Source organism: Pseudomonas sp. NPDC086278 (assembly GCF_050280905.1).
GTDB lineage: Bacteria > Pseudomonadota > Gammaproteobacteria > Pseudomonadales > Pseudomonadaceae > Aquipseudomonas.
The window spans coordinates 81,430-94,617 of sequence record NZ_JBNNWE010000008.1; the positions used below are offsets into that span (position 1 = coordinate 81,430).

Here is a 13,188-nt window from a genome sequence, read left to right on the forward strand (position 1 = left end):
AGTGCTGATATACGCAAAATCCTGCATTTAGCTGCTCTGGAGCAATGGACCGGTTATCCTTGCGGCGCCGTGGCCGGCTATTCTTTTTTGCAGCGGGTCGGGAACTTGTCGTTATCCGCCACTTACTCATGCAAGAGCCCCGCGATTTCGATCGACTGGCGACCGTGAATTCAACCTTTGAGAAGCCCACTATGTCCTCCAACGCGTCCATCATCCTTGTCGTCGAAGACGATGCCATCGTGCGCATGCTGATCGTCGATGTCCTGGAGGAACTGGAGTTCAAAGTGCTCGAGGCCGATGGCAGCGAACAGGCACTGGAATTTCTCAATGATGAAGACCAGGACATCGACCTGATGATGACCGATGTCGGGTTGCCGGTGATGGATGGCCGTGAACTGGCGATCCAGGCGCGGATGCTGCGCCCTCAATTGCCGATCCTGTTCGCCAGCGGATATGCCGAGAGCATCGACGTGCCAGCGGGCATGTCGGTCATCGGCAAACCGTTTTCCATTGATCAGTTGCGGGACAAGGTCAAAGGGATTCTCAACGCCCAGTAATCACCGTTGACCTCTCTCCCCCGCACCGAACCCGAAAGGAACGGTGCCAGCCAATATAACCACCAGTAAAAACCCCATAGCCGCACTCCCGGCGAAAGCCGCGTTGCAGTCAAAAAGCCCCCTTGCTGTGGTTTAATTGCGCCCCTGCGCCCTGCCCGATCAGCCCCCCAAGGAATACCCATGAGTCTGTCCCACGCAACCAAAGTCCTGGTCATTGGTTACGTCTGGCCCGAGCCCCGGTCGTCGGCGGCCAGTGGGCATGTGATGCAAATCCTCGAGACGTTTTTGCAGCAGGGTTGGGATATCACATTCAGCAGCCCCGCCGGCACCGGCGAACATCGCGCCGACCTCACGGCACTCGGCATTCGCGAAGTACCGATCGAGCTGAACAACGCCAGCTTCGACACTTTTATCAGTCAACTGGCGCCGGACATTGTGCTGTTTGACCAATTCATGATGGAAGAACAGTTCGGCTGGCGTGTGGAGAAATACTGTCCCAACGCTTTGCGCGTACTCGAGACTTCGGATTTGCAAAGTCTGCGACACACCCGACATCAACGCCTCAAGGATCATTTGGCGCGCAGCGAGGACATTAACGACTTCAGCGCGTTGTTTGCACCGGCAATGGGCGAAGAGTTCGAGTTGATGGCCGGTACCGACCTGGCCAAACGAGAGATTGCTGCGCTGTACCGTTGTGACGTGAACCTGATGATTTCAGAAGTGGAAATCGAGTTGCTGGTCGAACAATTCAAGGTGTCCCGCAACCTGTTGCACTGGTGCCCACTGATGGTCGACCTGCCCAGTTCAGCGCCAACGCCGTTTGAAGACCGGGCACATTTTTTGAGCATCGGCAATTTCCGTCACGCGCCGAACTGGGACGCCGTGCTTTGGATGAAAACTGCAATCTGGCCGTTGATCCGCGCACAACTGCCCACTGCGCAACTGCATATTTATGGCGCTTACACGCCGCCCAAGGCCACCGCACTCCACAACCCGGCCAAAGGCTTCCACGTGATGAACTGGGCGCAGGATGCTTTGCAAGTGATGTCGGCGGCGCGAGTGTGTCTGGCCCCGTTGCGCTTCGGTGCCGGGATAAAAGGCAAGATCGTGGACGCCATGCTGTGTGGCACCCCCACGGTCACCACACCCATTGGTGCCGAAGCGATGCACGGCGCACACCGCTGGCCGGGCGCCGTGGCCCGGACAGCACAAGAAATCGCCGATCATGCTGTTCAACTGCATGAAGACCAAGCGCTTTGGAGCAACGCTCAGTCCTTGGGGCAGACATTGTTGGCCGATCGTTATCGACAGTCGGAACATGGCCCGGCACTGATTGAAAAGTTACGGTACTGCCAACGAAACATTGCCCAACTTAGAAACAGTAACTTTACAGGCAGCATGTTGCGCCACCATCACCACAAGAGCACACAATACATGGCGCAATGGATCGAAGCGAAAAACCAAAACATTCAATGATGTAACTTTCTCGCTCAACTAATGTTTTGAATTAACACCGCAATTGACCACTTCCAGCATTGATCTTATATCTATCAGGCCGAACTTAATCATTACGGGCTCGGCACTGTATCTTCTCTTACAACAACTGCAAGGATGCTTTAAATGGAAAACTTCGTTCAGAATAAATACGCACCTAATAACTGGATGGCGGCCACGCCGGCCATCGATACTTTGTCGCTGTGCGAATTGAGCTTGCCGGGAACCCATAACGCGGGTTGCGACTGGAAAGCGTCTTACGCACTTATTCCCGGTGCTCACTGGCTCGCCTGTCAGCATGATTCGTTTTATTCCCAGTTAAGTAATGGGTCCCGGGCGCTGGATGTCCGCTTGATCTATGACGCCGATGCCCCAGGGCTCGGCAAGTTCAGGTTTCACCATAACCGTTATCTGTCCTCCCGCACGCTGGGCCACCTGCAAACCGATCTGAGTCGTTTCCTGGACGAAAACCCCGATGAGTTTGTCATTCTGGACTTTCACGAACTCACCAACGGCGGCAAGCCATTTGATTACAAGTACTTCAACGACATGATGGTGAGGTTTCTGGGTGATCGAATAATCCCCGCTAAAAATATTTATCTTAGTGTTGGTCAGCTCAAGAAAATCAGCCGTCGGCAACGGATCGTGGTGGCCACGCCATGGGACCGTGCGCTGGATATAAACCTGTTCTGCCGCTTGATCGAGGGGAAGTGGTCGGGCATTGATACGGCCAATAGTCGCGAAGTGGAAAAGTTTATTACTGGCGTGATGAAAAATCCGCCAGGTCGCTGGGAACCCTGGTCGCTGTCGGCGACCAGTTACAGCGTTCTCGGCGGCCCCGTTGATATTCATGACGACCTCAATAAGTGGTTTGATCCGACTAAGAGTGACTGGGCAGCAAAGAGCAACATCATCAGCATCGACTTCATGGAAGAAACCCAAATCGTTTCATACTGCCGCACAGCGAATCTGAAAAAAGCCGCCAGACGCGCCAGCGGGTTGCCACTGTATTGAATGCTGGCAGTGCGGGCGGCAAAAGGGGCATGATCCGACAGCGATAACAAAAAAAGCGCCCTGCCATGACCCGAACCGCCAGAGTCACCGACCCTTCATACGAACTGATGGACGACCACAACGGGTTGTCCATCATCTATCGCCAGCACGGATTCCCCTGCCCGCTGGTGCGCTGGCACTTCCACAAGGAATATGAACTGCACCTGATTGTGGCCAGTTCCGGCAAGGTATTCATCGGCGATTACATCGGCAACTTTTACCCGGAAACCCTGTTCCTGACCGGGCCGAATCTGCCGCATAACTGGATCAGTCAGGTGGCCGAGGACGAGGTGGTCCCCAAGCGCGACATGTTGGTCAACTTCACCGATGAGCTCTTCGAAAGCGGCCACTTGGTATTCGCCGAACTGAAGACGCTTTCGCCACTGCTGGAGCGAGCCCAATACGGCATCGAGTTTCGCTGCAAGCGCACTATCCGCCAGGCCATGACGTTGATGCAGCGCATTGCCGACACCAAAGGCGTGACGCGCCTGGGGCACTTTTTCATTCTGCTTGAACTGCTGGCGGCGTCAGACGACTACCAACTGCTGTCCGGCGCCACGACATCGCAACTGGCGGACGAACACAACGTCGATCGCACCAACCGCGCGGTCGATTACATTTTTGCCCACTACGCCCGCGAGTTGCCGCTTGAAGAAGTCGCCGAGCATTTGGGCATGAAGCCGACCTATTTCAGCCGGGTGTTCAAGCAAGCCACCGGGCGTTGCTTCATCGAGTTCGTCAATCGCCTGCGCATCAGTAAATCCTGCGAACTGCTGGCCGATGGCGACAAACCGGTGACCGACGTGTGTTTTGAATCGGGCTTCAACAATATTTCCAACTTCAATCGGCGATTTCAGCAACTCAAAGGCATGACGCCGTCACATTATCGGCGGCTGGCTGTGCAGCGGTTGACCGAGCAAAACCTCGGTTAACGTCAAAAGAACGCCCGCAAAACCTATACACATTCAATAGCGCTTGCGCCCGAAAAAGCCCTGCCCCGCACATCTCGCGTTAAACCCCAGTGCAAAAAAGTATTGGTTTTTGTGCGACGGATGATTTGTCGAATCCTCAATTGAGGGCTGTAATCAGTGCACATTCTTCCCTCGGCCGGAAGACACAAAAACAATAACTGTCCTTCTGTAACCCTCCGGGTGCAGAAAAGGAGTGCACGATGCAACCTTCTGTAAAAGCTCTGCTAGCCCTCACCTGCATGACCCTCAGCAGCGTCAGCCTTGGCGCTCAGACACTGACCATCGCCACCGTCAATAACAGCGACATGATCCGCATGCAAAAGCTCTCGAAAACCTTCGAGGCCGAGCACCCGGACATCAAGCTCAATTGGGTCGTGCTCGAAGAAAACGTGCTGCGCCAACGCCTGACCACCGATATCGCCACACAGGGTGGACAGTTCGACGTACTGACCATCGGCATGTACGAAGCAGCCCTTTGGGGCGCCAAGGGCTGGCTCGAACCGATGAAGGATTTGCCGGCCGCCTATGCGCTCGACGATGTATTCCCGTCGGTGCGCGAAGGGTTATCGGTCAAGGGCACGCTGTACGCCCTGCCGTTCTATGCCGAAAGTTCGATCACCTATTACCGCACCGACCTGTTCAAGGACGCCGGGCTGACCATGCCTGAACATCCGACCTGGACCCAGATCGGCGAATTCGCCAGCAAACTCACCAATAAAGACAAAGAACAGTACGGCATTTGCCTGCGCGGCAAGGCTGGCTGGGGCGAGAACATGGCGCTGATCACCACCATCGCCAACGCTTATGGCGCGCGCTGGTTCGATGAGAAATGGCAGCCTGAATTCACCGGGCCGGAGTGGAAGAACGCGCTGACCTTCTACGTCGACACCATGAAGCAATCCGGTCCGCCGGGGGCTTCGAGCAACGGTTTCAACGAAAACCTGGCGCTGTTCAACAGCGGCAAGTGTGCGATCTGGGTCGACGCCAGCGTTGCCGGCTCATTTGTCACCGACAAAACCCAAAGCAAAGTCAGCGACCGTGTTGGCTTTACTTATGCGCCGCACGAAATCACGGACAAGGGCTCGGCGTGGCTCTATTCGTGGGCACTGGCGATTCCGGCCAGTTCCAAGGCCAAGGACGCGGCCAAGACCTTCAGCGCCTGGGCCACCTCCAAGGAGTACGGCGCATTGGTCGCCGAAAAAGACGGCATCGCCAACGTGCCGCCAGGCACTCGGGCTTCAACCTACAGCGAGGCGTACATGAGCGCCGCGCCGTTCGCCAAGGTCACTCTGGAATCGCTGAAAACCGCAGACCCGAGCAAACCGACCCTCAAACCCGTGCCGTACATCGGCATTCAGTTGGTGACCATTCCCGAGTTCCAGGGCATTGGCACCCAGGTCGGCAAGGCGTTCTCGGCGGCGCTGATCGGTCAGACCACGGTCGATCAGGCCCTGGCTGCCGCACAGCAAACCACCGAACGAGAGATGAAGCGCGCCGGTTATCCCAAGTAATCCCTTAGCGGGCAAAACCCGCTCCCACGGACCAAACACAATCACTGTGGGAGCGGGCTTGCTCGCGAAGAGGCCGGCTGATCCAACATCAAACTTGCCTGACACACCGCTTTCGCGAGCAAGCCCGCTCCCACATTAGATCTGCATAGATCTGCACGAATCGGTTCTGATCGCCATGAATATTTCAACTGCCAAAGCTCAAATGGACATTCCCCAACCGGTGCGCAAAAGCCGGCTGGCCAATCCCGGCTGGTTTCTGGTCAGCCCGTCAGTGGCGTTGTTGCTGCTGTGGATGATCGTGCCGCTGGGCATGACTGTGTACTTTTCGATGATCCGCTACAACCTGCTCAACCCTGGCGAGAACGAGTTCGTCGGGCTGGACAACTTCACCTATTTCCTCACCGATTCGGGCTTCCTGCCCGGCGCCACCAATACCTTGCTGCTGGTCGGCAGCGTGTTGCTGATCAGTGTGGTGTTCGGCGTGTTGATCAGCGCCTTGCTGGAGGCCAGTGAGTTTCTCGGTCGCGGCATCGTGCGCGTCATGCTGATCTCGCCGTTCTTCATCATGCCGACCGTCGGTGCGCTGATCTGGAAGAACCTGATTTTCCATCCGGTGTCGGGGATTCTCGCCTACGTCTGGAAGCTCTTCGGTGCGCAACCGGTGGACTGGCTGGCGCATTACCCGCTGCTGTCGATCATCATCATTGTGTCGTGGCAGTGGCTGCCCTTCGCGATCCTGATTTTGATGACGGCCATGCAGTCCCTCGACCAGGAACAGAAAGAAGCCGCACGCCTCGATGGCGCCGGGCCCATCGCGATCTTCTGGCACCTGACCCTGCCGCACCTGGCGCGGCCGATTGCCGTCGTGGTGATGATCGAAACCATCTTCCTGCTCTCGGTGTTCGCCGAAATCTTCACCACCACCAACGGCGGCCCCGGCTACGCCTCGACCAACCTGGCGTACCTGATCTACAACCAGGCGCTGGTGCAGTTCGATGTCGGCATGGCGTCCGCCGGCGGTTTGATCGCGGTGGTGATTGCCAACATCGCGGCCATCGTGCTGGTGCGCATGATCGGCAAAAACCTGACAGACAAAGCCTGAGGCCTGCGCCATGACCCTTCAACAATCCCGTCGTCTGCAAAGTGTGCTGCTCGGCACGCTGGCCTGGGCCATCGCGATCCTGATTTTCTTCCCGATCTTCTGGATGGTACTGACCAGTTTCAAAACCGAAATCGACGCTTTCGCCACACCGCCGCAGTTCATCTTCACGCCGACGCTGGAGAACTACCTGCACATCAACGAGCGCAGCGATTACTTCAGCTTCGCCTGGAATTCGGTAGTGATTTCCTTCAGCGCCACGGCCCTGTGCCTGCTGATCGCGGTGCCGGCGGCTTACTCGATGGCGTTCTACGAAACCAAACGCACCAAGGGTACGCTGCTGTGGATGCTCTCCACCAAAATGCTGCCGCCGGTGGGCGTGCTGATGCCGATTTACCTGCTGGCCAAGAGCTTTGGCCTGCTCGACACGCGCATTGCGCTGATCGTGATTTACACGCTGATCAACCTGCCGATTGTGGTGTGGATGATTTACACCTACTTCAAAGACATCCCTAAAGACATCCTCGAAGCCGCACGCCTCGACGGTGCCACGCTGTGGCAGGAAATGGTCCGGGTGCTGCTGCCCATCGCCAAGGGTGGCCTGGCGTCCACGGTGTTGCTGTCGCTGATCCTGTGCTGGAACGAAGCGTTCTGGTCGCTGAACCTGACCTCGTCCAAAGCTGCGCCACTGACCGCGTTGATCGCCTCGTACTCAAGCCCTGAAGGTCTGTTCTGGGCCAAGTTGTCGGCCGTGTCGACGCTGGCCTGCGCGCCGATCCTGATCTTCGGCTGGATCAGCCAGAAACAACTGGTCCGCGGCCTGTCGTTCGGCGCCGTGAAATGAATATTCCCCACTCAACACAATCCCCTGTGGGAGCGAGCTTGCTCGCACAAAAAAGCTCTTGCGGCTCAATCGAATAACAATAGTGCGGAGGCCCATCATCATGGCCAACCTGAAAATCAAGAATCTGCAAAAAGGCTTCGAAGGCTTTTCCATCATCAAAGGCATCGACCTGGAAGTGAACGACAAGGAATTCGTGGTCTTTGTCGGCCCGTCGGGTTGCGGCAAATCCACCCTGCTGCGCCTGATCGCCGGCCTGGAAGAAGTCAGCGGCGGCACTATCGAGCTGGATGGCCGCGACATCACCGAAGTCAGCCCGGCCAAGCGTGACCTGGCGATGGTGTTCCAGACCTACGCGCTGTACCCACACATGACCGTGCGCAAAAACATGTCGTTTGCCCTGGATCTGGCCGGTGAATCGAAAGCCGAAGTCGAGAAGAAAGTCGGCGAAGCGGCACGCATTCTTGAGCTCGGGCCGATGCTGGAGCGCAAGCCCAAGCAACTGTCTGGCGGCCAACGTCAGCGCGTGGCCATCGGCCGGGCGATTGTGCGCAACCCGAAAATCTTCCTCTTCGACGAACCGCTATCCAACCTCGACGCTGCCCTGCGCGTGCAAATGCGCCTGGAACTGCTGCGCCTGCACAAAGACCTGCAAGCGACGATGATTTACGTGACCCACGACCAGGTCGAAGCTATGACCATGGCCGACAAAGTGGTGGTGCTCAACGGTGGCAAAATCGAACAAGTCGGCTCGCCGCTGGACCTCTATCACCAACCGGCCAACCTGTTTGTCGCCGGCTTCCTCGGTACGCCGAAAATGGGCTTTCTCAAGGGCAAGGTCACCCGCGTCGAAAGCCAGAACTGCGAAGTGCTGCTCGATGCCGGTACCCGCATCACGTTGCCGCTGAGCGGCGCCAACCTGAGTGTCGGCGGCGCGGTGACCCTGGGCATTCGCCCCGAACATCTGGAACTGGCGCAAACCGGCGATTGCACGCTGCAAGTCACTGCCGACGTCAGCGAACGCCTGGGCAGCGACACCTTCTGCCACGTGCTGACCACGTCCGGCGAAGCCCTGACCATGCGGGTTCGCGGCGATCTGGCCAGCCGTTATGGCGAGGCCTTGAGCCTGCGTCTGGACGCCGAACACTGCCATTTATTTGATGCCGACGGCGTGGCGCTCACCCGCCCACTGCGCGCCGCGGCCTGATGTCGAGAGCTTGTGATGAAACTCAATAAACAGAACCTCAACCGCCTCGCCCCCGAAGTCGCCCTGCCTGCCTACGCCTTGAGCGACACGCGCCAAGGCATCGCGCACATCGGCGTCGGCGGTTTCCATCGCGCGCATCAGGCGTATTACACCGATGCCTTGATGAACACCGGCGAAGCATTGGACTGGGCAATTTGCGGGGTCGGCCTGCGCGCCGAAGACCGTCGCGCCCGGGATGATCTGAAAGAACAGGATTACCTGTTCACCCTGTTTGAGCTGGGCGATACCGACGACACTGAAGTCCGGGTCATCGGCGCCATACGCGACATGCTGCTGGCCGAAGACAGCGCCACCGCGTTGATCGACAAACTCGCCAGCCCGCAGATTCGCATCGTCTCGCTGACCATCACCGAGGGCGGTTATTGCATCGATGACAGCAACGGCGAGTTCATGGCGCACCTGCCACAAATTCAGCACGACCTGGCCCACCCGGACGCACCGAAAACCGTGTTCGGTTTTCTTTGCGCGGCGTTGGCCAAGCGCCGTGCAGCCGGCACGCCAGCGTTCACCTTGATGTCCTGCGATAACCTGCCGCACAACGGCGCGGTAACCCGCAAGGCCTTGCTCGCCTTCGCCGCCCTGCGCGATGCCGATCTGCGGGACTGGATCGAAAGCAATGTCAGTTTCCCGAACGCGATGGTCGACCGCATCACGCCGATGACCAGCACCCAGCATCGTCTGCAACTGGCCGACAAACATGGGGTCGACGATGCCTGGCCGGTGGTCTGCGAACCGTTTGTGCAATGGGTGTTGGAAGACAAATTCGTCAATGGGCGCCCGGCCTGGGAAAAGGTCGGCGTGCAGTTCACCGACGACGTCACGCCGTATGAAGAGATGAAGATCAAACTGCTCAACGGCAGCCATCTGGCGCTGACGTACCTGGGGTTTTTGAAGGGTTATCGCTTCGTTCACGAGACCATGAACGATCCGCTGTTTGTGCGGTACATGCGCGCTTACATGGACCTGGACGTGACACCGCAGCTGTCGCCGGTGCCGGGGATTGACCTGACCGATTACAAGAACACGCTGGTGGCGCGCTTCTCCAATCAGGCGATTGCCGATCAATTGGAGCGGGTGTGTTCGGATGGTTCGTCGAAATTTCCCAAGTTCACTGTCCCGACGATTAACCGGTTGATTGCCGATGGTCAGGAAACCCGGCGCGCGGCGTTGGTAGTGGCAGCCTGGGCGCTGTACCTCAAAGGCGTGGATGAAAACGGCGCGACCTATGGCATTCCGGACCCGCGAGCGACGTTCTGCCAGGCGCTGGTGGCGGATGATGCGCTGCTGACCCAGCGGCTGCTGGAGGTTGAAGAGATCTTTGGCACGGCGATTCCGAACTCGCCCGAATTTGTGGCGGCGTTTGAGTGGTGCTGCAACAGTTTGCGCGAAGTGGGGGTTACGCGGACGCTGGAGCGCGTGTTGGCCTGACAGCGGTGGTGAATTCACTGGCGTCTTCGCGAGCAAGCCCGCTCCCACATTGGATCGTTGGCGAAGCTGCTGGCCAGTGAACATCTCCTGTGGGAGCGCGCTTGCTCGCGAATGGCTTCACCGAGACCGACCTGACACACCAAGGACCTTCCATGGCAAACCAACAACTATTCCTCGGCATCGACTGCGGCACCCAGGGCACTAAAGCCATCATCCTCGATGCCGTCAGCGGTCAGGTGCTGGGCCAGGGTGCCGCCGCGCACACGATGATCAGCGGCGCCAATGGCCGCCGCGAGCAGGACACTGACGAGTGGCTGGAAGCGTTCACCCTCGCCACTCGCCGCGCCTTGCTTGCGGCCAATGTCGACGGCCAGTCGATCCTCGGCATCGGCGTCTCCGGCCAGCAACACGGCTTGGTGCTGCTCGACGATCAAGACCAGGTGCTGCGCCCCGCCAAGCTCTGGTGCGACACCGAATCCACCCCGCAGAACGACCGTTTGCTCGCGCATCTGGGCGGTGAAGACGGTTCGCTGGAGCGCCTGGGCATTGTGATCGCGCCGGGCTATACCGTTTCCAAGTTGCTATGGACCAAGGAACAGCATCCCGAGATTTTTTCCCGAATTGCCCACATCCAGCTACCCCACGATTACCTCAATTTCTGGCTCACCGGGCGCAGTTGCAGCGAATACGGCGACGCCTCCGGCACCGGTTATTTCAACGTGCGCACCCGCCAGTGGGATTTGCAGTTGCTGCGCGACATCGATCCCGGCGGGCGCCTGCAAGCGGCGTTGCCGGAACTGATCGACGCGCATCAGGCTGTCGGCACGATCCTGCCGGGCATTGCCGAACACCTGGGCGTCAACCCGCAGGCACTGGTCTCCAGCGGTGGCGGCGACAACATGATGGGTGCCATCGGCACCGGCAACATCAAACCCGGCGCAATCACCATGAGCCTCGGTTCGTCGGGGACGGTTTACGCGTACTGCGACCAACCGAAAGTCAGCCCCGATGCATCGGTCGCGACGTTCTGTTCGTCCAGCGGCGGCTGGTTGCCGCTGATCTGCACCATGAACCTGACCAACGCCACCGGGGTAATTCGCGAGTTGTTCGAGCTGGATATCGACCAGTTCAATGAGCGCGTGTCACAAGCGCCCATCGGTGCCGAAGGTGTCTGCATGCTGCCATTTCTCAACGGCGAACGCGTTCCCGCCCTGCCCCACGCCACCGGCAGCCTGCTGGGTTTGAACATGACCAACCTGACACCGGCCAACCTCTGCCGGGCGGTGGTCGAAGGCACGACCTTCGGTTTGCGTTATGGACTGGACCTGCTGCGCCAGAATGGCTTACAAAGCCTGCGCATCTGCCTGATCGGCGGCGGCTCGAAAAGTCCGGTGTGGCGCCAGATCGTCGCCGACATCATGAACACCCCGGTGATCTGCACCGAACAAAGCGAAGCCGCCGCCCTGGGCGCGGCGATTCAGGCGGCGTGGTGCACGTCGTCGGCAAACGGGCACGAGGACACGTTGGCGCAGTTGTGCGAGCGCTGCGTCAAACTCGACCTGGCCAGCGAAACCCTGCCGATCGCAGACAATGTAGCGGCCTGTCAGCAGGCCTATGAACGCTATCAACAGCATGTCGCAACCCTTTAAAGAGCGAACAATTATGTATCTGGTGTGTGGCGAAGCGCTGTTCGATTTCTTCAGCGAAGACGATGCCAGCGGCCTGGCTTCAAAAGTGAATTTCAAGGCAATCGCCGGCGGTTCTCCGTTCAACGTTGCCGTCGGTTTACGTCGACTGGGCGTGGACGCGGCGTTGTTTGCGGGGCTCTCCACCGACTACCTCGGTCGACGGTTGCAGCAGGTTTTGCAGGCAGAAGGCGTGCGCGCCGATTACCTGGTGGATTTCGCCGCACCGACCACGTTGGCCATGGTGGCTGTCGGCGCCAACGGCTCGCCGCATTACAGCTTCCGTGGTGAAGGCTGCGCGGACCGGCAATTGCGACTTGAGCATCTGCCGCAATTGGGTCCTGAAGTGCGCGGCCTGCACATCGGCTCGTACTCGCTGGTGGTGCAACCGATTGCCGACACGCTGCTGACGCTGGTGCAGCGAGAAAGTGGCAAGCGCCTGATCAGCCTTGATCCGAACGTGCGACTCAACCCTGAACCGAATATAGAACTGTGGCGCTCTCGGATTGCGACATTGGTTGAGTTGGCCGACTTGATCAAAGTCAGCGACGAGGATTTGAGCCTGTTGTATCCCGAACAGGACCCGCAGCGCGTCATTGAAGGTTGGCTGCAGCATCGCTGTCAGTTGGTGTTTCTGACCCGTGGCGGCGAAGGAGCGACGGTGTTCAGCAAGGCCCATGGTTCGTGGTCGGTTCCGGCGTGTTCGGTGAAGATCGCCGACACGGTAGGCGCCGGCGACACCTTCCAGGCCGCGTTGATTACCTGGCTGACGGAACATCAACTGGATTCGCTCGAGGGGGTGCAATCGCTTGGGCGTGAGCAAATCGACGGGATGTTGAAATTTGCGGTGCAGGCAGCGGCGCTGACGTGCAGCAAGACCGGGCCGGATTTGCCGTATCGGCAGCAACTGGATTTGCGCTGAGTTTGGGAGAGCGACAGGTAAAGGGTTGTTGCAGTCATGACAATAGATCGCCCGTATTTATTGAGCAAAACCGTTTAACCAACGGTTTTCCCCATGGCCATCAGCCCGCGTGCCGACGCCATTTGCGCCTTGAACGAGCGGCTTCAATGCGGCACCATCCGTCCCAGCTTATCCAACGGACGGAATTCAAGGCATGCAGGACGCAAACGCAATCCATATTTCCCTGACCCTCGAAGGCGTTTCCACCGACCTGCAAGTGCTCAGTTTCGTCGGTCGCGAAACCCTCAATCAGCCCTTCTGTTTCGACATCGAACTGGTCAGCAGCCGCCCCGACCTGAAACTCGAAGAGTTACTGCACAC

General features: G+C 58.4%; 11 protein-coding genes. All 11 read left to right on the forward strand.

Annotated features, from left to right (window positions below; genetic code table 11):
* Window positions 1-191: 191 nt before the first annotated feature.
* The 11 genes from ACQKP4_RS04515 to ACQKP4_RS04565 all read left to right on the forward strand — a co-directional run bounded on the left by ACQKP4_RS04515 (window position 192) and on the right by ACQKP4_RS04565 (window position 12,828).
* The gene (locus tag ACQKP4_RS04515; protein ID WP_427630809.1) at window positions 192-557 is read left to right on the forward strand and encodes a response regulator; all 366 of its coding nucleotides are present in this window, start codon (window positions 192-194) and stop codon (window positions 555-557) included.
* Window positions 558-737: 180 nt separating this feature from the next.
* On the forward strand, window positions 738-2,033 hold the full coding sequence (locus tag ACQKP4_RS04520; protein WP_427630811.1) for a glycosyltransferase: 1,296 nt from the start codon (window positions 738-740) through the stop codon (window positions 2,031-2,033).
* A gap of 144 nt (window positions 2,034-2,177) precedes the next feature.
* Window positions 2,178-3,065 carry a phospholipase gene (locus ACQKP4_RS04525; protein WP_427630813.1) on the forward strand — a complete coding sequence of 296 codons (888 nt, stop codon included), beginning with the start codon at window positions 2,178-2,180 and terminating at the stop codon, window positions 3,063-3,065.
* Between the two features lie 65 nt (window positions 3,066-3,130).
* Window positions 3,131-4,036: an AraC family transcriptional regulator gene (locus ACQKP4_RS04530; RefSeq protein ID WP_427630815.1), complete on the forward strand. Its 906-nt coding sequence runs from the start codon at window positions 3,131-3,133 to the stop codon at window positions 4,034-4,036.
* A 239-nt stretch (window positions 4,037-4,275) separates the two neighbouring features.
* Window positions 4,276-5,586 (forward strand): ABC transporter substrate-binding protein, encoded by a 1,311-nt coding sequence (locus ACQKP4_RS04535; protein WP_427630817.1) that lies wholly within the window; start codon window positions 4,276-4,278, stop codon window positions 5,584-5,586.
* A 202-nt stretch (window positions 5,587-5,788) separates the two neighbouring features.
* Window positions 5,789-6,688 (forward strand): carbohydrate ABC transporter permease, encoded by a 900-nt coding sequence (locus ACQKP4_RS04540; RefSeq protein ID WP_427630831.1) that lies wholly within the window; start codon window positions 5,789-5,791, stop codon window positions 6,686-6,688.
* 10 nt (window positions 6,689-6,698) lie between these two features.
* Window positions 6,699-7,529, forward strand: a complete 831-nt coding sequence (locus ACQKP4_RS04545) for a carbohydrate ABC transporter permease (protein WP_427630819.1) — start codon at window positions 6,699-6,701, stop codon at window positions 7,527-7,529.
* Between the two features lie 100 nt (window positions 7,530-7,629).
* The gene (locus tag ACQKP4_RS04550) at window positions 7,630-8,733 is read left to right on the forward strand and encodes an ABC transporter ATP-binding protein (protein ID WP_427630821.1); all 1,104 of its coding nucleotides are present in this window, start codon (window positions 7,630-7,632) and stop codon (window positions 8,731-8,733) included.
* A gap of 15 nt (window positions 8,734-8,748) precedes the next feature.
* Complete coding sequence (locus ACQKP4_RS04555) at window positions 8,749-10,221, forward strand: mannitol dehydrogenase family protein (protein ID WP_427630823.1); 1,473 nt, start codon at window positions 8,749-8,751, stop codon at window positions 10,219-10,221.
* Between the two features lie 152 nt (window positions 10,222-10,373).
* Window positions 10,374-11,870, forward strand: coding sequence for a xylulokinase (gene xylB / locus ACQKP4_RS04560; RefSeq protein WP_427630825.1), 1,497 nt, complete (start codon window positions 10,374-10,376; stop codon window positions 11,868-11,870).
* A 13-nt stretch (window positions 11,871-11,883) separates the two neighbouring features.
* Complete coding sequence (locus ACQKP4_RS04565; RefSeq protein ID WP_427630827.1) at window positions 11,884-12,828, forward strand: carbohydrate kinase family protein; 945 nt, start codon at window positions 11,884-11,886, stop codon at window positions 12,826-12,828.
* The last annotated feature ends 360 nt before the right edge of the window (window positions 12,829-13,188 follow it).